The sequence below is a fragment of the Buttiauxella noackiae genome (assembly GCF_000737905.1).
Lineage (GTDB): Bacteria > Pseudomonadota > Gammaproteobacteria > Enterobacterales > Enterobacteriaceae > Buttiauxella > Buttiauxella noackiae.
In genome coordinates this window covers 796,520-816,016 of record NZ_JPRU01000001.1, presented here as the reverse complement: position 1 = coordinate 816,016, position 19,497 = coordinate 796,520, and the positions used below count along the sequence as shown (strand labels likewise).

18 protein-coding genes are annotated in these 19,497 nt (G+C 42.4%); all 18 read left to right on the top strand.

Features of this window, described 5'->3' with window-relative positions:
- Positions 1 to 527 precede the first annotated feature (527 nt).
- The gene (locus IX31_RS22030; protein ID WP_051880526.1) at positions 528 to 1,004 is read left to right on the top strand and encodes an endonuclease domain-containing protein; all 477 of its coding nucleotides are present in this window, start codon (positions 528 to 530) and stop codon (positions 1,002 to 1,004) included.
- Between the two features lie 40 nt (positions 1,005 to 1,044).
- Entirely contained in the window at positions 1,045 to 1,962 is a 918-nt protein-coding gene (locus tag IX31_RS03605; protein ID WP_034455787.1) for a hypothetical protein, read from the top strand.
- 82 nt (positions 1,963 to 2,044) lie between these two features.
- Complete coding sequence (locus IX31_RS03600; protein ID WP_034455786.1) at positions 2,045 to 3,955, top strand: terminase gpA endonuclease subunit; 1,911 nt, start codon at positions 2,045 to 2,047, stop codon at positions 3,953 to 3,955.
- 45 nt (positions 3,956 to 4,000) lie between these two features.
- The gene (locus IX31_RS03595) at positions 4,001 to 4,507 is read left to right on the top strand and encodes a hypothetical protein (RefSeq protein WP_034455785.1); all 507 of its coding nucleotides are present in this window, start codon (positions 4,001 to 4,003) and stop codon (positions 4,505 to 4,507) included.
- 1 nt (position 4,508) lies between these two features.
- Positions 4,509 to 6,005, top strand: a complete 1,497-nt coding sequence (locus IX31_RS03590) for a phage portal protein (RefSeq protein WP_034455784.1) — start codon at positions 4,509 to 4,511, stop codon at positions 6,003 to 6,005.
- A gap of 10 nt (positions 6,006 to 6,015) precedes the next feature.
- Positions 6,016 to 7,911 (top strand): phage major capsid family protein, encoded by a 1,896-nt coding sequence (locus tag IX31_RS03585; protein ID WP_034455783.1) that lies wholly within the window; start codon positions 6,016 to 6,018, stop codon positions 7,909 to 7,911.
- 98 nt (positions 7,912 to 8,009) lie between these two features.
- Entirely contained in the window at positions 8,010 to 8,306 is a 297-nt protein-coding gene (locus IX31_RS03580) for a hypothetical protein (RefSeq protein WP_034455782.1), read from the top strand.
- Positions 8,290 to 8,706 (top strand): hypothetical protein, encoded by a 417-nt coding sequence (locus IX31_RS03575; protein ID WP_157837359.1) that lies wholly within the window; start codon positions 8,290 to 8,292, stop codon positions 8,704 to 8,706. The genes IX31_RS03580 and IX31_RS03575 overlap by 17 nt, the downstream gene beginning before the upstream one ends.
- A complete protein-coding gene (locus tag IX31_RS03570) occupies positions 8,706 to 10,385 on the top strand; it encodes a hypothetical protein (RefSeq protein WP_034455780.1) in 1,680 nt (559 codons plus the stop codon). Before IX31_RS03575 ends, IX31_RS03570 begins: the two co-directional genes overlap by 1 nt.
- Before the next feature lie 49 nt (positions 10,386 to 10,434).
- The gene (locus IX31_RS03565) at positions 10,435 to 13,494 is read left to right on the top strand and encodes a tail fiber domain-containing protein (protein WP_034455779.1); all 3,060 of its coding nucleotides are present in this window, start codon (positions 10,435 to 10,437) and stop codon (positions 13,492 to 13,494) included.
- The gene (locus IX31_RS22170) at positions 13,494 to 14,339 is read left to right on the top strand and encodes a hypothetical protein (RefSeq protein WP_034455778.1); all 846 of its coding nucleotides are present in this window, start codon (positions 13,494 to 13,496) and stop codon (positions 14,337 to 14,339) included. Before IX31_RS03565 ends, IX31_RS22170 begins: the two co-directional genes overlap by 1 nt.
- Positions 14,340 to 14,408: 69 nt before the next feature.
- Positions 14,409 to 14,891 (top strand): phage tail tube protein, encoded by a 483-nt coding sequence (locus IX31_RS03555; RefSeq protein ID WP_034455777.1) that lies wholly within the window; start codon positions 14,409 to 14,411, stop codon positions 14,889 to 14,891.
- Between the two features lie 49 nt (positions 14,892 to 14,940).
- Positions 14,941 to 15,261 carry a hypothetical protein gene (locus IX31_RS03550; RefSeq protein WP_034455776.1) on the top strand — a complete coding sequence of 107 codons (321 nt, stop codon included), beginning with the start codon at positions 14,941 to 14,943 and terminating at the stop codon, positions 15,259 to 15,261.
- Between the two features lie 32 nt (positions 15,262 to 15,293).
- Positions 15,294 to 15,644, top strand: a complete 351-nt coding sequence (locus IX31_RS03545; RefSeq protein WP_034455775.1) for a hypothetical protein — start codon at positions 15,294 to 15,296, stop codon at positions 15,642 to 15,644.
- Positions 15,637 to 17,793: an SHOCT domain-containing protein gene (locus IX31_RS03540; protein WP_034455774.1), complete on the top strand. Its 2,157-nt coding sequence runs from the start codon at positions 15,637 to 15,639 to the stop codon at positions 17,791 to 17,793. Before IX31_RS03545 ends, IX31_RS03540 begins: the two co-directional genes overlap by 8 nt.
- A 39-nt stretch (positions 17,794 to 17,832) precedes the next feature.
- Positions 17,833 to 18,402, top strand: a complete 570-nt coding sequence (locus tag IX31_RS03535) for a hypothetical protein (protein ID WP_034455772.1) — start codon at positions 17,833 to 17,835, stop codon at positions 18,400 to 18,402.
- Positions 18,402 to 19,055, top strand: coding sequence for a baseplate hub domain-containing protein (locus IX31_RS03530; RefSeq protein WP_034455771.1), 654 nt, complete (start codon positions 18,402 to 18,404; stop codon positions 19,053 to 19,055). The genes IX31_RS03535 and IX31_RS03530 overlap by 1 nt, the downstream gene beginning before the upstream one ends.
- A gap of 23 nt (positions 19,056 to 19,078) precedes the next feature.
- Positions 19,079 to 19,495: a DUF6950 family protein gene (locus IX31_RS03525; protein ID WP_034455770.1), complete on the top strand. Its 417-nt coding sequence runs from the start codon at positions 19,079 to 19,081 to the stop codon at positions 19,493 to 19,495.
- Positions 19,496 to 19,497: the final 2 nt, after the last annotated feature.

The window sequence follows — 19,497 nt, the reverse complement described above, 5'->3', positions numbered from 1 at the left end:
CTACAAGATCACCGAGGGGCGACAGCCCCGACGGGATTTCGAGCGTAAGCGAAGAAATCTAACCAGATCGGTAGGATTTAATCAGCGTTCAGGAATCCCGCAAAGCGGGTTATAAAGAGAGGGTAAACGAAGTGCACTCTCTATTTTTCTTTTTTTGTTTTATTTTTTTTGTTTTTTTATCACGAAACGAAGTGAGTATGCATATATTATAGCAGGCTGAAACCCGCGCCAGCTCTGGCCTAGCGGCATCATACAGAGTTCAATGAGAGTTCATACAGCGCTCAATAGAGAGTTCACTACAGCGTTCATTCAGAGTTCAAGATTTTAGTAATCAGAGTTCATACAGCGCTCATACAGCGTTCATATCTCTACTCATCAGAGTTCAGATCAGAGTTCATCCTTCTACTAATCAGCGTTCACCAGTTGCGTTATCCCCACTTCACGAGCAAGCCAACCCATAACGAAGCGGGGCAACGCGCCCTAATCCTACCGCGATAAATACAGTCATATCAATACAGGTACACGATATGACGATTCTCACAAAGAACACGCTAGAAGCGTGGAAGCAAATCCAATTTCAGAAGCAGGGCGGCAAGTGTCAGATCTGCGGCGACAACCTCGAATCCTGGAACGCTGCACACGGCGATCACCATCATGCAAAAGGGAACATGCGCGGGTTGCTCTGTCGTGGGTGTAACACTTACATAGAAGGAAAGATTCAGGGGTTGTTTTACCGGGCAGGACATAAAAACAAAAATTGGTCTGATGTGCTTCGATCCCTGGCTGACTATTGGGAAGCCGACTACTCAGCGAACCCGATACACCCAAATTTTGTACGCGATGAATCGAAGAAGTTCGGCAAGCTGACCAAAGAGAGAATGATCAAGGTGCTGGTGAAAGAAGGTGTAGACGTTGACAAGTCCTACAGCAAAGACGACCTGATCAGCATATATAAAATCGAATACCGAGCATTGCTAAATCAACTACACCTCTCAAATAGATAGTGTTAAATTGTCACCTCCTCAATGCAGTGGTGATAAAGAAATGGCAATAGAGTTAGATCCCTATAATATGGTAGTTGCAGTTAATAATCTTAATGATACGTTAAAAGAAACCAACTATTTTAAAGATTATGTTTTACCTATTGCAAGTTTGATTGTTAGCGGATTGTTTGGTTATATAATTGCAATTCGTGGATATAAATGGCAGGAGAGTGTACAGAATGAACGCATGAAGGTTGATGCAATCAATAAAACCATATTGATGTTTCAGGATATGCAAAATAATTTAATTGCAATTAAAACAAATTATTATGATTGGCTTTCCCATCACCCACTACAGCGTGTTGGCTGCTTGCAAAATATTATTTATGATGAAACTGTAATGGTTCTGGAGGCAGAGAAAATTGTGCAAATTGGCTTGGCTGATAGTAAAAAAAATATAATTCACCGATTGATAAAGAAAAAAGTAGAAAATAAAGGAACTCCTTGGCTTAATGCTTCGTACATAATAACTACCGTATCTAATTATAATTACACGCTAAAATTATTAAAAATGCGTAATGAAATAGATCAGCAGGTAAAAGAAGAATTAACTAAGAAATATGGGCCGGACTACTCTAAACAAATGTCAGAAATACAGTTGCGAAACGGTTTAAGTAGATCTTTGTTTGTTAAATATTTTGATATTTCAGAGTTTTTTATTCTCCAAATGGATAATATGATTATAAATATAAATGATTTTCTTTTGAATTATCCTGGTGAGATATCTAAAAAAGTGAATGAAAAATTTCTCTCAAACTATAAAGTTATTGGTGGTTGTACGTTTGTCTCACCTTCACACGATCGATTGGTTAAAAGAACTACAAGATTAGATATTAACCTTATGGCTTCATTTATTGGTATGGGTATAGAAGAAGCACTCCAAAAGTATGGTGATTTCAGAACTATAAAGACAGGTTAATTATTAACTAATAAAATTTATTTAGCGGCCATTGGGCCGCTTTTTTTTGGCCTGGATAAATACCCTCACAGAGAGGGTATTCATGAAAAATTTACGGAAACTATCAAATATATTCAAAGCGGCATCGGGGCAGATGATCCCGCCGCCATTGCTCAACTGCTCGGAATGGTGCGAGCAAAATTTAACTATCGTCGATGGGCCACGGGCTGGCGAGAAAATGCGCCTGTTCTCCTTCCAACGGGAAATGATGGACGCGATTCATGAGGGCAAAAAGAAGATCGTATTCAAGACAAGCGCACAGGTAGGCAAAACCCAACTGCTGAACGGCATTCTGTTTTATCAGATGAAGCACAGCGGGCATAACCTCGGGGTACTACAGGCGACGACCAAAGAGCTAGGCCAATGGTTATCAGGAAAGATAAAGCCAGCGATCCAGCAAACCCCCGCACTAGCAGAACTCATCACAAGCAAATCCGACAAAGACGCCGTAAACAACCAGGCGCAAATCCAGCTACGTGATGGAACGTTTATCTACTGTATGAGTTTAACAAGTCCTTCACATCTTCGAGGTAAGACATTAGCAACGGCAATTTTAGATGAGGTGGATGCCGCGCAGGAATCACCAGAAGGTGATCCGGTGCTGCTGGCTGAACAACGTGTAACCACGTTTCAGGATGAAGCCCTGGTGTTGATCAGTTCCACGCCGACAGTAAAGGAAGGGGCGATAAACAAACAGTTCGACCAATCGGATCAACGTTACTTCTATGTGCCGTGTATGCATTGCCAACACGAACAGATCATGAAATGGGAAAACGTGAAGTTCGACAAGGGGATCAGGCAGGGAAAACAAATCCCGATACCCGATACTGCTCGTTATGTTTGCCCCCATTGTGAAAAGGCATGGACAGAGGGCGACCGTTTACGGGCAGTTGCGAAAGGGCGATTCATTGCGCACAACCCCGGCGCGGCTTCTATTGGCTTTCACGTATCGAGACTGTACAGCCCGTTGTCAACCATCGTTAGTTGTGTTCAGGATTATGCAGACGCCTTTCAATCGTTCAGCCTCGGGACGTGGTTTAACACCTGCCTGGGTGTCACATACGACGACTTAAACGACGACTGCGGAACCGACGAACTAGAGAAGCTGAAAGCGGATATCAGCCTTGAATCAATCCCTGATGATGCTGTTTTCCTGGTTGCCGGTATCGACCAACAAAAAGACCGCCTCGAGTGTTGCACGTTGGCAGTTGCACCGAACGCGCTTTACCTGGTGGATTACCGCATGTTTTACGATATGGATTGCGAAAAGCGCGATTCAAAAGCGTACACCAACCTGATCGAATACTTGAAGTCTGATTTCAGGACGGTAAGCGGTGACAAGATTCCTATGCACATGGCGTTTTTGGATAGCGGCAACGGTAAGGCCACACAGACCGTGTACGCCAACTGTAACCGCCTCGGAAAGCTCAAGGCGATCAAAGGTTCATCCAGTTTTAACGCGCCTGTAATCCCTGTACAGCCCACTAAAACGGGCGGTCAGGAGTTGTTTGTGTTGGGCGTTAACTCGGGTAAATCGATAGTGCGGGAACTCATCAACCGAAATTTAAAAGGTGATGCACCGACAACGCTACAAATAACTAAAGAAGTGCCTGATGATTGGTCAGAACAAATATTATCAGAAGAATTGAAACGGTCAGGTAATACCGTTCGGTGGACACTGAAAAAAGGCTCAACCCGAAATGAAGCGCTGGACACTTTCGTGTATGCACTGGCAGCAATGCAACAAGTGCTTAAATTGGTTAACTGGCAATCCCTACGCAAGATTAAAGCCAAAAGGAATGTAATTGCACCAGTTGAAGATATAACGCCACCAAAGGCCGTACATCCCGAAATTGAAGCAATGACAAACCACGATAAAGAACCGGAACCGGAAAAACCGAAGAAAGGGAACAGGGCAAGGCAGAAACTGCGCTCAAGTTGGATGAAATTCTGACGCCATAAATAAGCCTATACATGTATAAACATTATAGGCTAACAAATGGAAAATCCATCTATTACCGTTATTAAGGGGCAGTCAATTATTTTTGATGCTCCTGAAAACGCAAACACAGCTAATTTATTAGATTCAGACGAAAAGTATATTCTTCAAGTTCATGGGGTAACTAACGGACTAATTGAACTTCCAACCGCAAGTGATGAAATTAAGTCTGGTAAATATGTTGTAACCGTAGAAGATGCAAACGGTGTATTGCTGGCAGTTCAGCCAGTGAAAATACGCGGTTTATTCGAGAAAGAAAATCGTGCTGAAACTTTACGCGAACAAATCAGTTTGCTCGATAAAGTAATTACCGCGAAATTATCCGACGATCAAGGCGTACTGCAACAACTCTCAATCAACAATAAGACTCTTGTTTATTCCACGCTTGCCGACTTGATCGCGCTGGTGGATTCATTACGCGCACAACTCAGTAATGAAATTGAGAAGGCAAACCGCAAAAAAGGCCGTGCTCCATTCAGACAAGTTAAATTAATTCTCAGGGGTTAACATGAAAATCTTACGCAGTATTAAAAACGTGTTTACCCGAAGCAAAACAGCGGCAGTAAATACATACAGAAAACAAACACACCGATTTCGTAAACCACAACCAGTACAGGCCAAACTTGTTTATGAAATTCATGAACGTTCGTTAGGTCTGGTTGATATGAATGATCGGCTAGACGCAACGCATAAACCAAAATTCCAGGGCAGTATTAACCGACAAATCAGAACTCAACATTCGCGGTTATTAGATATCTGTCGTGATCTGGCACTCAATAGCCCGTATGGGGCGCGTTACGTTCAAATGTCGGTGGATAACATTATTGGTACTGGTTTATATCCTCGTACACAAATGACGTTGCCAAATGGTGATCTTGATAAACGCACTAATCTTATAATCGATAAGATGTTTTATCGTTGGGCTGAAAATAAATCTCGATTCAGTATGAACGGGCAATTTGATTTTTATCAGTTCTGCCAAATGGTAGAGCGTCAACGTGAAACTGACGGGGAAGTATTCGTTATCATCCATAAAGAAGATGGTGACGTTAAATTAGAAATGGTCACTGCTGACCGTTGCGATATCAGTCATGAAATGCGGATTGATGAAAATACCGTAATTAAAAATGGTATTACCTACGATGAACGCACAATGAAGCCATTGTCTTACTGGTTTAAGAAAATGGATTTGTTCAGTGATTCGGATACAGGCGATTTAGAAGAATACGACGCAGAAGAAGTTATTCACTATTTCGACACGAAACAGTGTGATCAACGCCGTGGGTTCTCAGACTTTGTTCCGGTAATTCAGACAGTAGCGCAACTCGATTCCTATGTTCAGATATCACTGGTACAGGCTCGCGTAACAGCTTCATCAATGGGCTTTATTACTCAGGCTGATAAATCAAGCGGTCTGGATGATGATGACGACGAAGATCAACCGGAAGTCATGGCAGAGTTTAGCCCTGGCACAATTAACATGCTGAACCCAGGACAGGATATTAAATCCATTCAGTCAAACACACAGGCGAATGAATTTGCGTCATGGATGGACAAAATCGAAACCACAATCGCTATGGGCTTGGGTTGCTTTAAACAGGCGTTAACAGGTGATATTTCAGGCGTGAACTATTCATCAAGCCGTTTCGATGACTTGATGCAACAAAACCGCTACCAGGCACTACAACGCCACCTGATTAATACGGTACTGATTCGTGTCTATCGTGAGTTTTTACAAAATCTGGTCGATGAGGACTTGATTGAAGTAAATATTATTCGCGCTATGTATGAAACCGACTGGATTAAACCACAGGCGCGATCTGTAGACCCTGAAAAAGATATCAAAGCCAAAGTATTAGAAATTGATAACGGTCTGGTTTCACGCCGTGAAGTTATCGAGTCTTTAGGCCGTGATCCCGATAAAGTCGCATTAAAGATTAAGGAAGATTCATTCAAGAAAACCTCTGAAAACGTATCCATAAATACACCTGTAATGGAAACCTAAGAGGTTCAAAATGATTTTACGCCGTAATTTAACCGTTGCGGCGCGAGATTTATCAGTAGAAACAGACGAACAAGGCGATTATTTCAATATTCGTTTCAGTTCTGAATATCCGGTTAACCGTGAAGTATACGACCAATATGGCGATCTCGCTGTATATGGTGAGGTATTACTTCATGGTTCTGATAACGCTGATTTAACGCGCCTAAACGATGGTGTAGCGTCTTTATTGTTTAATCACGACCATAACCAACACTTGGGAATAATCATTCCTGGTTCGGCTTATATCGATGTTAACGATAAAGCGGGCTACGCAAAAATCCGTTTTTCTAAAGTAGGCAATCTGGCTAATGAAATTGCTGAAAAAGTTCGTGAAGGAACTATTTCGAATATCAGTTTCGGATACAGCTTAGATAACTATTCATTCGACGACGAAAACAAACAAATTCTGGTTGATCGGTGGTCTGTTAATGAAATTTCTTTCGTAACAGTTCCGGCAGATCCGACCGTGGGCCTTATTCGTTCTGAAAATGGCTCCCTAAATATTATCAGGAAAGGCGACAACGCCGAAATAAACAAAAAAGAGATTAAGACCATGCCTAAACGTGCAACCGAAGAAGAAATTCTGGAACAAGAAGAAGTAATCGAACAGCAAGAAGAAATTATTTCCGAAGAAGAAGCGGAAGTTGAAGAAGAAATTGCTGACGAAGAAGGCCGCGATATTTCCGCAGAGGAAGAAGAAGCAGAAGCAGAAGCAGTTGAAGTAACCGCCGCCAGCGTTGCGGAAGAAGTAATCAAAATTCTCGATGAACGCGAAAAACGTTCTTTAAAAAATAAAAAGGTACGTAATGTAATGACCACTAAAAAAGATACCCTGCAAAATCTGGAACGTTCTTTCGATCTGATTGGCGCAATTAAAGCAAAAACCGAAGGTCGTGATCTGAAAGGTGCTAACCTGGAATATCATCAAGAAGCTGAACGTAAATTAGGTTCCCGCGCTGCTGCACGTTCCGGTAATACCGTTCACATTCCAACTTCTGTACTTCGTGCGGCTCCTGCTGGTGCTCAGGCTTCAAGCACTGTAACCGCTGTTCAGGATGATATTCTGTTGCGTGATTCCTTCGTGGATCTGCTGCTGAAAGATTCCATCATCGGTAAAATGAACGTACAGCGTCTTAACGGTCTGACCGAAGCAAAATACCTGATTCCTCGCGCTACCAGCTCTGCTGTTGATGCGTTCGGATTCATCACAGAAGGTCAGGACGCACCGATTGGTAAATCTGCGTTTGATAACGTTTCTTTGACTCCGAAAACCTTCGCGGGTGAAGTCGTTATGAACCGTCGTACTCTGCTGACTACTCCAGGTATTCAGGCGATTCTGTCCAAACAGATTATCGACCGTTCACGCGAAAAACTGGAAGCGGCTATGTTTGGTACTACTGATCTGGCTAACGCGCCTAAATCTCTGCTTAATATCATTACCGCGCTGAAAACTGGTACTGCTGATTGGGATTATAAAAACTTCCTGGCTTCTATCGCGGCTATGACTGACCGTGGCGTAAGTGAAGAAGCGATCATGTTCGCAATGCGTGGCGCTACTCTGGCAGAACTGAAATCAATCCTCAAAGATGATCAGAACGCCATTTCTTCTTACATCGTGGGTGATGATGGCAAACTGGCAGGTCGTCCAATCGCTTCAAGCGGTATCTTTGGCAGTGATGAAATGCTGTTCGGTGATTTCTCCGGGATCATGATGGGTGAATGGGACGGTCTGACTCTGGACGTTGACCCTTGGACAGAAGCCCGTAACGGTGGTGTTTGTCTGCGTCTGTTCACCGATCTGGATTGGACTTTCGTCGGTCAAGAAAACAGCTTGGTACACCTGAAACGTGGCACTGTGACGAAATAATACAGATTCTCTCTGATGGAATTGCCCCGGCTTTTTAGTCGGGGCTTTTTTGTGCCTGAAAATATGCGCGGTAAATACTCAGATAAGGAGTATTAAACATGCTTAAATTTTCACGTAGTCAAAGAGAAAAGTTTTTAAAACTCGGTGAAAAATATCAACGTGTAGACGGTTCAACGTTTACCGCAATTTATGACCAATCGGTAACAGAGGTACAAGGCCAGATATCATTAATGATGAAGTTAACCTGTTCGCAGGGTGATTTAAATCAGGATGATGAAGTTATCGTTAACGGTTCGAATTATAAAATTGCATATATCGCTGATGATAATAGCGGGATGGTTGATTGTTATTTGTCCGCAAGTGGGAAAGGGGATCGCCGTGGTAAATACGTCTAGAATGATGCCGGGATTAAAAGTAAAACGAAAACTTGAGGATATTATTGATGGTTGGGGTTTTAAGGTAGTGGATCAGTTCACGGCAGGTGTTCAAGATAATATTCAGGTGTGGATAACAAATTTCAACGAAGATTATGAACCGCTACCACTGAACAATAAGACTTTAAATACCACACTAACTGTTGAACTGGCTATTTTCACAGAAACGAATGAATCAGGCGTTAATAATCTGATGTACGACTTGATAGATCTAACACCTGATATGTTTGCGGATATTGTAAGAATCAACAAAATCAACCCACTTAACACCGATACAACATACAACACCGATTCTTCTGATGGGCATATCATCGGGACAATCACACTTGAATTTAATTATCTATTCACAAGGGGTGCGTAATGCTACCAATCGAAACCCCGTTAGAAAATGGCTTATACACAGATATTTTTGTTGCTGATACGGGATCATTTGCCATTTCCACAAACCTTACGGGTGAATTAAGAGTAAATGATCCAACGTTCCACACCTTAAACAACGTTGTTGCACCTCCAACTTTGGGCGTTTCTCGCTCGGTCACTGAGGTAGAAACTTATGATTCTGATGAGACTGACAAACTGATCGGTGAAATCTCGGTAGATGATATCGAATTGCTTGTTTATAAGGTGATTGGCGATGCTCAACAGCAAATTTTAGCTGATGCTATCGAGCACAAACAAACCTTACGTTTCCGTAACATGTATCACCTTGACCATGTTCAGGGTAATACAAGTTCAGTCGCGTACTATCAGGTTTTTGAAGGTATTCCCGTTGAGGAAATGCAAACAGGTGGTGACGATGCGCCTACCTTAATGACCTATCGAATCGCAGTAACTGATCGTGGGCTTGCTGGTGTGATGCGTGTTGGTAGCCCGGTGCTTACTGGTGATTTTGGTATTGGTGCTGGTACGGTTGATTTTCCAGGGGTACACGACACAACCCGGTTAACAGGAAACCGATTCTTGCAGTTTCCAGCGTCTGACAGTTCAAACCCCTTTGGCGGTGCTGATACTGCGGGTATTGCCCTTCAAGGCTCCGAAAACTCAGGATATCAACTGGTCGTTAACTCTAGCGGGTTGCTTTACATCCGTGTTCGTACTGTTCGTGGTGATGGTACGTTGGGTGATTGGGTAACGGTATATACATCGGCAGAGAAACCAACGGCAAAAGCGTTAGGCGTTGTTGCTCTCGATGGTTCTCTACCTATGACCGGAAAGCTCACAGCGCCTACGGTACAAGTTCAGGACGTTTTAACGAAGCGTGTACAAGCTGATGAGAAAATCGAAATTGGTGTTCCTGGTGCGCGTGATCAGTCTGCATCTTTATTGCTTCACGGATCTGATGATGCGATTAATACGAACAATTGGCAGGTAATCGCAGGTAACACCAAAGAAACCCACGTTAAGCGGGATGAACTTGGGTTCATCGGTAACAACGGGCTAACGCCAACGCTGAAATTATGCACCAACGGTAACGCCTACATTCTGCATGATGCCTTTATCGGTAATGATCTGCGGGTTACGGGTGCAACGTTCAATTTGGGTTCTGCTCATGCCGCACGTATCGACAGTGAAACGGTTGTTTACTCTGACTCTATACATGATGTTCAGATCAGAACGACCAGTTTTAGCGGCTGGAATGGATTAACCGTGTCAAATGATGAGGGGATGAGTACCGCTTTTATTCTGAATACTCGTAACTATCAGGAATATTTGAACAGTACATACCTTAGATTGTCGGGGGGAATCCTAACGGGGGAATTGTCGTTACCTCATCTGAATATTACCGCTGATAGTCTACCTGGTATTACGTTAAGGCGAACGGGTACAAGTACGCTTGCTAACACCAATGTTGCTGTTATCGAGCAAGATAACAACGGGCGCGTTTCATTTACATATCGAAATGCCTCGGGAAAAACTGACGGCGTGGTAACAATCGATTCTGGGAAATCTGGCGAGGTATATCACACAGGTAATAAACCTAGTGCGGCAGATATTGGCGCGATAGATATTCATGATGTAATCGATTTGGGCTACCTGTGACAGCTTCATAAATAACCGTATAGCCTTTTAACGTATACGGATAAAGCAAATGGCAAAATTACAGGTACGAAGAACTAAAACAGCGGGGGTGAAACCAACCCCCGCGCAAATCCTCGAAGGTGAATTAATTGTTAACCTAGCGGATAAGAAACTATACACAAAGAATGACTCGGGCGCGGTAATTCAAATCGCTAACCCTGAACAAGCTGATAAATTAGAAATTTCAACTGCTTTAACCGTTGGTGGTGTATCCACGCTGAATAATGGTGCTGTAGTAGCTAAAGCGGTTGACGTTACCGGAACTGATGCGGTTATCAATATTGGCTCTGGCACCGTTGCAACCCCTGGCGTGAACTTTAAAGTTAGCCCAACGAAAACACACACTATCAAGGCAACAGATCAAAACCTTGAAATAACGGCTGATCGCGTCGATATCAAAAGCGGGAAACTCTCACTTAATCCGCTTGGTGCTGGTGAAATCCAGGGGAAAGCCTCGAACAAAATTTTGTCTGATGATGGTCAGGGTAATGTAACGCTGTCAGGCTCGCGAGATGGTACTACACCGGGTTTTCTTATCTTAGGCGGGAAAACACAAGGGCATAACACACAGGCCGTTAAACTTAGTTCTGATCTTGTTAACAGCGCGGGTGATGTTCTTATCAACAGCACAACGGGTAAAATACGTACTGCAATGCTCGATACTGTTTTCTCAACTCCTAATGATGTAGCGGGAAACTATTACAACAAGGGTGAAACAGACGCAAAATATCAGACGATTGCTAACACCACGGCGAATTTTTATAACCGAACTCAGATCGCAACGGTACTAAACGACTATTACACCAAAACAGGCGCAAACGGTCTTTTTCAGACGATTGCAGGAATGGCAGATTATTACACTGCAACTGCTGCTGATGCCAAATTTCAGACTATCGCGGCAGATGCTACCCGTAATTACTCAAAGACTGAAACAGATACTAAGCTGGCATTGCTGGCTACCAAAACAGAGTTAACCACGCTCACGAATAACGTTTATTCGAAATCTGCTCTGGATACCATTTTGCTTGATGGGTACTTGAGTAAAACGCAGATTGCGGCGACATATCAGACCATCGCGGCAGATGCTGCCCGTAACTATTCAAAGACTGAATCAGATGCAAGGTACTACGACAAAACAACCGCTGATGGTCGTTACTTTGGCAAGCAAGCGGGTAACATCGAAATGGATAGCTACCTGTTGACTAAAGCGGTAGACGGTACACAAACAACAAATAATACTTCAATGGCTTATTCCGGTTTCTATCGAATGAATCAGGATCAAAACCAGTTGGGTGGAATGAATATTCATGTTGCACATCCTCTTTATGGTGCTGCACATGCTCGCGGTATTTCGTTTACATATGGCTCTAATAGTTATGCTCTGAATACATATCGCTATGATGCTAATGGTCAGTTTATAGGCTCGATGAAAATATATACCGCTGCTGATAAACCCACTGCGGGTGAATTGGGGGTGTTGCCTAGCTCTGGGGCTGCGAGTTTAAACGGTACATTGACCACAACGGGTAATATCACATCTAGTACAGGTGAATTTATTTCGGGTAATGGTAACGGTTTCCGCATAACACAGGGTGGTTATGGCTCATTTATGCGTAACGATGGTGTTAGCACGTATTTTATGAGTACCGCTTTAAATGATCCTAATGGTGGGTGGAGTGGTATTCGTCCGTTGCGTTGGAATAATTCAACTGGTTTGGTAAATGTTGGTAATGGTCTTGAAGTTAACGGTAGTTTTTATGTTAACGGTGGAACAATTACAACCGGGGATATTTCTACTTCTGGTAGTTTAACAATTGGTGGCGCTAATAATGTTTCGGCTATGGTCTTTTCCCCCGCTGGTGGTTCTGCAAGTAGATTCAGAATATATAATTGGGGGAGTGGAACCCGTGCGCAAGTTTTGGAATTAACTGATAACAGCGGATGGTTGTTTTATGCTCAACGATTAACTGCGGGAAATGTTGAGTTTTCTGTAAATGGTGCTCTGCAATCCACCAGTTTGCAATCTAACAGTGCGAGTATCTCAGGTCATGCTTCGGTATCTACTTTAAGCACAACCGGGCAAATTACGGCGGGTGTTAATAATGTTGGTGGAGGCTCTTATGCATCTCAACATACAGTAGGTGCGGGGTTATTCCAAAATATTACATCTACTGGAACTTCGGAATACTGGCCTATAGTTAAACAGCGATATACTCCGGGAAACTCCACATGGTCAATGGGTACTTTAATTAACTCAAATAACTTTATTGTTCATTTTATTAACTCAGCGGGAACACAACGCAACTTTGGATTTAATAGTAGCGGTGTATTTTCTTCTTCTGCTGGTATTCTTGTGAACGGTGCGTTAACTGGTGCCACAACGGGCGCGTTTAGTGGTGCTGTCACTGCTGGTAATATAACATCAAGTGGCAATACCATTATGATGCAATCAAATCAGCGTCGTCATATTGCTATGCACAATGGAACACAATATGACGGTTATATCTACAAAGATTCTAACGGTGCATGGCAGTTCAATAACGGCGCAAACGGTGGTACTTGGTCTATGAATACCAACGGTGCTTTTAATAGTTCTGGGGCTATTTCTTCCGGTGGTGGTGTTGCGGTCGGTGGTGCGTTAACTGGTGCGACTACAGGAGCGTTTAGTGGTGCTGTATCGGCTGCATCATTAAACTGTTTATCATATACGAATACAGGGCAACATACATTTGCTGGCCTTGTATATGGTAATGGCAATGGTAATTTTGCTGATGTTTATATTCGTTCTGATAAACGATTAAAAACAAATTTTGTTGAAGTTAAAAATGCAACGGATAAAGTTCAAAAGCTCACAGCATATCATTACGATAAAAAAGCTAATTTACAATCTGAAATTTATGACAGTAAAGAGGTCGGTATTATCGCGCAAGATTTAAAAGAAGTATTGCCAGAGGCAGTTGTTAAAGATTCAAACGGGTTGTTAACAATCTCTAATTCTGCTGTAAATGCTTTGCTGGTTCAGGCAGTAAAAGAATTGACTGAGCGAGTTAAAGAGTTGGAGGCTAAATAATGGCTGTTACAACTAGTCCTGGTTGGATCGGATCATCTTCTGTTACTGAAACGGGTCAACGGTGGATGAGTGCTGCAAGAACATCCCTTAGATTAACTAACCCCGGCTATATGTCGGGGCAAGCTGGAAAATCAGTTGAGCAAAACGTTGCATATTCAATTGGTGCAAACACTGCGTATACAAATGCAACATTAATTAGTTATGCAAATGGTTTAACAAATCGCTCGATTACAAATCTAACGATTACTATTACCGGAACCATTATTTCAAATACAACTGGTGCGCCTTGCCTTAATTTTAGCGCGGCACCATTCAACGAATTTAAATCGGTACATCTGATAATTAACTCAGGTGTTCGGGTCAGTGGGCGCGGTGGTAACGGGGCAAGTTTGACAATGACAAGCGGCATATGGAAAGCGTTTGTTGCTGCTACTGCTGGCGGTGCTGCAATTACAAACTCAATCGGTACGAAATTACGGATCACCAACAACGGAATCATTTCAGGTGGTGGCGGTGGTGGTGGTGGTGGTGCTTGCGTATATGACGAATCGGACGATGGTGCGGCTGGTGGTGGTGGTTGTCCTCTGGGCGCTGCTGGCGTTCGTGGTGCGACAAACAACGGTGGTGTTTCTGGTGCTGCTGGAACTGCAACGGGTGCTGGTGCGGGTGGATCTCAAGGGGGCGCGCGTGGTGGTAACGGAGGCGGGTTTGGTGCTGCTGGTGCTGCTGGTTCCGCTAGTGGGGGATCGCATAAAACATCGGCAGGTGCTGGTGCTGGCGCTGCTTTGAATGGTTCAGCCCCTACATGGGCGGCTCTCGGTACTATTCAAGGTTCACGACTTTAACCACTCTCTAAATAAACAATATAGGCTGTGATTCCATAGCCTGTAATTCTCATATATAAGGTTTATAAAATGGCTAATGAAGTTTTTATCGGCTCTAACGTCGATGTATATTTCAGTAAGAAAACGGATAACACTTCTATTCAAGGTGTCGATTTTGCTTTGGTTGATCAAGTTAGTGTATATCCAGAAACTGGCGGTTCACGTAATGTAATTGAAGTGGTGAACTACTCAAATCCAGAAACAGCAAAGCTAGTTGGTAAAAAATCAGTTCCTGATGTTACCTTGCAGTTAAACTATATTATTGGTGATCCACAACATGAAGCGTTGAAAGCCTTGTTTGAATCTGGTGAACGTGCTCAGTTTAAAATCATCTACTGGATGGATCAGGCTAAAACTATTGGTGTTGTAAAAATCTATAATGGCTTTATCGCGAGTATTTCACAAACTGGCGGGGATGATACCGCTACCCAACTGACTTTTGTTATTTCAGTGAATAAAACTATTCTGAATACCATTCTGGATAATACTATTAGTGATGGTTCAAATCCGTAATAACTTGCCCCCTTGTTGGGGGCGTTAACTTTCCTACAGGCGAATAAAAATGAATTTCGATGAGATGTTTAAAGATCTGATTTCCCCGCGCAAATCAGTAACTATTGGTAAGCACGTTTTTTATGCTCGACCAATGACAGTAAAAGAATATATTGACCACATCATGAATCCTGAAAAATCAGATCGTGATGAACTCACTATTTTACGCTGTATCCAGGATGAACAGGGTAAACCCATTTTTTCTGATATCGAGCAAGTTAAACAACTTTATACCGTGTCGCGTTCTGAATTAATCGGTTTGGTTTCTCAGGTATCTATTGTAATGGAGTTGCCTGAACTTGAAAAAAAGTCCGAAACAACCCCTTCTTAAAATTTAAACATCGAATGCTATTACGTAAGGGTATGAGTGAATCAGATATGTATGATTTGCCAATGCCGACGTTTTTCGAACTGTACATAATGGAGGAATTTTTAGAACCACAAAGCCCGCAAACAATGGATACGCATTTTGCATTATTACAAGATGCAATATACCGATCATCGGGTAACGTTTCTAAAATTGGATTGCAGAAGATGAAATTAAAAGATTTCAAACTTCTGAATGATGAAACCATTTTCTTATCAGAAGAAGAAAAAGCAGAAAAGAATAAGAAGCGGGAAAAAACAGTTATTGCTGGTGCTATAGCTGGATTACCAAAGCAAGAGCAAGAACGGCTTCAAAAATTAATGAATAAAGGGGCTACTAATGGCTAAAAAGAATAATCATGAAGTAGCGATCACAGGCAGCACAGCGGGGCTATCGACCGCGACTAAACAGGCAGAAAAGTTACTTGATGGTGTTTCAAAGCAAGCAATGTCTTTAAACGGCATCATGGGAACGCTTGGAAACGGTTTAAAAGGGGCTGGCGGGATATCACCGGCTTTCATGGCGTTGGGTGGTGCTATCGGTGTAGCAACGGCTGCGTTGGCCTTGTTTACGTCTGCGGCAGGTCAGGCAAATGAGATTGATCAGCTTGCTTTAAAATCCGGTTTAGCGTCTGACACTATTCAACAGCTTGCGCATGGTTTCGGTAATGCTGGTATCCAAATGGCAGACTTTGCCGCGATGAATAAAGATGCGGTTAAGAATCTTGGTGAGGCCGTCGCAACTGGTGGTGGTGTTGGTGAGGATCTTAAAAAGTACGGCTTAGACCTGAAAAACTTCACTCAGTACATAGGCGATTCAAACGGGGGCGTGAAAGCGTCTATCGGCCTGTTTTACCAGATGCGTGATGCAGGGGCTAGTATCCCTGAAATCACAGCTTCAATGGAAAAACTCGCGGGTGGTTCTTCTAACATGATCTCCGAACTACAAAAGCTGAATGATGAAGGTGAAGCCTGGAACATGATCAACAGTCAGAACGTTGACGTTAACAGTGATGCAATCGAATCATATCGCCAGTTTTCAAGCCGTATGGGTGATTTTACCGTAAAAATGCAAGGTGCATTGGCTAACGGATTAACACCACTGGTTAATAAAACCATTGAATTGTATGACTGGTTTGAAAAGGATTGGCACAAAACAACCCTCGGTACAGTTTTTGAAAACATGGGTAAATCCATTGATTCAGTTATGTCCGGCGGGGATTCAGTAGACAGTTCGCAAAAGAAAAACACCGCAAGAAAATCACCTGCACAACTGGAAGCGGAAGAAAACGAGCGCCGAATCAAGGAGCGTAAAAAGTTCATTGAAGAACAGGCAAAGTTAACCCAAACAGACATTAAAACCTCTATTGACCAACAAAAGGCGTTTGAGGTTAAGCAAGCTGCTGATAAGAAAATCAATGATCGGTTAGCTGCTGAAGCTCTGGCAGCAAAAGAAAAAGCTGATAAAGAAGCTGCACGTAATGCCGAACGTAACGCTAAAGAACTGGCACGAATTGCAGAAGCGACACGTAAAGAACAGGAACGATTAGCAAAAGAAGCTGAACAAACCAGGCTGAACAACATTACTTCTTTGGATGCGCTTAATCTTTCGGCTTTAAGCAGTGAAGCGGCAAGCATGGCGTCACAACGTAACCAGATGCAAACCAATCTGGACAAAGTGAAAGACCTCTACAATCAGGGTGTGATCAATGCTGATGAGTTTGAACGCCGCAAAGTTGATCTTTACGCTGCGTACAAGGAAAACTTTGGGGATAGCCTGAACGGTATCACCGATCCAGAACAGCTATACAAAGCGATGGAAGCAACACAAGTTGTGTACCAACAGGAGTTGTTAAACCTTCAATCACAGCTCGATGCGAAACTCATCACACAGCAAGAGTACCAGGATAAATTATCCATGCTTGAAGATGAAAACCGTGACCGGAAACAGATGCTTGATGAACAAGCGGATAAGGTACGGTTAAGCTCATTTCAAACAACTATGGATGGTATGGGTAACTTACTGAGTGCTTTTGGCGGTAAGAACTCCAAAGCGGCTCAGGCGGCGTTTGCTGTTTCTAAAGGGTTGGCACTGGCTCAAGGTATGATCGACGCACAGAAAGCGGCTAGTAACGCTCTGGCAAACAACCCTTACCCTTGGTCTATTGCTATGGCGGCTTCTGCTTATGGTCAAGTGGCGGCAAATATTGCCAGTATCAAAAGCACGAAAGGCCAGTTTCATGATGGTATCGACAACGTTCCTTCAACGGGTACATATCTGTTGGAAAAAGGGGAAAGGGTAGTAGATAAACGTCTGAACGATGATTTAAAAACTTACCTGAAAGGTGATGCAACAGAACAGCCAATCACGGTAAATGCACCACTGAATATCAACGGTAGCGTTAATTCTGCTGATAAAATGGTAATGGATGCGATTAACCGCCACGCTCAAAATATCGAACGTAAATTAGAAGATGCACGACGCCGTAAAATGTAACAGCTAAATATTGATATATTTCAATAAGAGGCTTTTACAATGGCTGTTGATCTTTTCAATACTCCTGAACTTAAAATTGGGGTTACTCTCAACACAGTAGCCCCATTTTATACAAATAAAACTCAATCTGGTAAAACCATCAAGCGTTTTAACGGGCTGCAATACTATGAAGCAAGTATTACCGTACAATACCAGGCAGAAAATCAATACTTACTTGATGAATGGTTAGCTGTTTACAAATACGGCAAACCTTGCGCTTTTCCTCTTGCTAAATCAGCGAATACAAAATATCGCGGTAAACAAACCGCAACAATAACAAGTGGTACGGCTGCTATCGCTGGTGCTGCACAAATTTCAATTAATGATTTTCTAGAACCTGGTACGAAATTTACTTTTGCGAATCATACCAAAGTATATGAAGTGCGTGAATATAACCCGAATAACAAACAGATGATCTTCTTTCCTGCATTACGTGAACCTGTTCAGCTTGGCGAGATTCTCAGATATTCAAACCCTGTTGTTATGCTCAGTCTTAATACCCCTAGGGTTGAACAGACTTTACAGCAAATCACAGGTGTAGAACTTGAGTTTACGGAGGATTTGCAATAATGACACCGATTCAGGCATTTGAACAATTATTGACGAATGACGATTTCAAAAAGATGTATGAATTACAAACAGGGCGAACTGTAGCGAAATTAACACAAGAGCAATTATTTTCTACTGGCTCTATGTATCACTGCGTAAAAATTACGTTTGCAGATAATACGGGTGAACTCAGGCTCACCGATTGTGGTCGAGATATCACATTCAACAATCAGGTATATCTCGCTACGGGTGATTTTATCGATATCCAGAATCCACAACGGTCAAAAGAGATCAACAATACGGGTATGAGTATCAAGGTTTCAAACGTCCGATCTGATTACATCACCTTGATTCAACAGGGCAAGTTTGAACGTGCAAACCTGGATATCAGGCTGGTATTCATCAACCCGCTTAAAGGCACAGTAGTTAACGATTTCGGTGTGTTTAACGGTGAATTTGATGCATCGATCATCACTATTGATAATTCATCACAAGAAGAATGCACAAACGAAAGTGAATTTAAAATAAATTCATTTTGGGCGGTATTGGATAAGTCAGCCCGCGCCCACTGTACCCCAGGGGTTCATAAATCCTACCCAGGAAATGAAACAGATACTTTCTTTGATCATGTTGGCAAGTGGAACAGTGAGGCTATTTGGACTTCCCGTAAATAAGGATATAACTGGAGAAACACAAAATGAATAAACGCGCTGAAATGACCGACTACATTAATTCGCTTGTTGGTCAAGAAATGATTTACGGTGAAAACGATTGTAATATGGTTTGTTTGAAAATCACCGATATTATCAAGGGTACAGATTATTACAATAAGATGCATCAAAAATACAATGATGTTAAAACAGGCTTTACCCAATCCAAAAAAATCATCAAATATAGTTCCGGTGAGCAATTATTTGCTGAACATTATACTGTAACTGATATCGTTGAGGATGGTTGTTTTGTTGTAATGGTACGCGAGGATGGAAAACGAAAAGTGTTTCATTGCTCGGTTGTTATTTCCGGTTATGCATTAACCGTAGGTGATGATAACAAATATAAAACAGTACCTGTTTGCTCTGTTCCCTTTAATAAATTATATAAAATTAAGGAATAATT

Coding starts and splice junctions, on each gene's coding strand:
- IX31_RS03545 (WP_034455775.1), top strand. CDS start 15,294: ATGAGTGAATCAGATATGTATGATTTGCCAATGCCGACGTTTTTCGAA.
- IX31_RS03535 (WP_034455772.1), top strand. CDS start 17,833: ATGGCTGTTGATCTTTTCAATACTCCTGAACTTAAAATTGGGGTTACT.
- IX31_RS03585 (WP_034455783.1), top strand. CDS start 6,016: ATGATTTTACGCCGTAATTTAACCGTTGCGGCGCGAGATTTATCAGTA.
- IX31_RS03605 (WP_034455787.1), top strand. CDS start 1,045: ATGGCAATAGAGTTAGATCCCTATAATATGGTAGTTGCAGTTAATAAT.
- IX31_RS03590 (WP_034455784.1), top strand. CDS start 4,509: ATGAAAATCTTACGCAGTATTAAAAACGTGTTTACCCGAAGCAAAACA.
- IX31_RS03525 (WP_034455770.1), top strand. CDS start 19,079: ATGAATAAACGCGCTGAAATGACCGACTACATTAATTCGCTTGTTGGT.
- IX31_RS03565 (WP_034455779.1), top strand. CDS start 10,435: ATGGCAAAATTACAGGTACGAAGAACTAAAACAGCGGGGGTGAAACCA.
- IX31_RS22170 (WP_034455778.1), top strand. CDS start 13,494: ATGGCTGTTACAACTAGTCCTGGTTGGATCGGATCATCTTCTGTTACT.
- IX31_RS03530 (WP_034455771.1), top strand. CDS start 18,402: ATGACACCGATTCAGGCATTTGAACAATTATTGACGAATGACGATTTC.
- IX31_RS03580 (WP_034455782.1), top strand. CDS start 8,010: ATGCTTAAATTTTCACGTAGTCAAAGAGAAAAGTTTTTAAAACTCGGT.
- IX31_RS22030 (WP_051880526.1), top strand. CDS start 528: ATGACGATTCTCACAAAGAACACGCTAGAAGCGTGGAAGCAAATCCAA.
- IX31_RS03540 (WP_034455774.1), top strand. CDS start 15,637: ATGGCTAAAAAGAATAATCATGAAGTAGCGATCACAGGCAGCACAGCG.
- IX31_RS03555 (WP_034455777.1), top strand. CDS start 14,409: ATGGCTAATGAAGTTTTTATCGGCTCTAACGTCGATGTATATTTCAGT.
- IX31_RS03550 (WP_034455776.1), top strand. CDS start 14,941: ATGAATTTCGATGAGATGTTTAAAGATCTGATTTCCCCGCGCAAATCA.
- IX31_RS03570 (WP_034455780.1), top strand. CDS start 8,706: ATGCTACCAATCGAAACCCCGTTAGAAAATGGCTTATACACAGATATT.
- IX31_RS03600 (WP_034455786.1), top strand. CDS start 2,045: ATGAAAAATTTACGGAAACTATCAAATATATTCAAAGCGGCATCGGGG.
- IX31_RS03595 (WP_034455785.1), top strand. CDS start 4,001: ATGGAAAATCCATCTATTACCGTTATTAAGGGGCAGTCAATTATTTTT.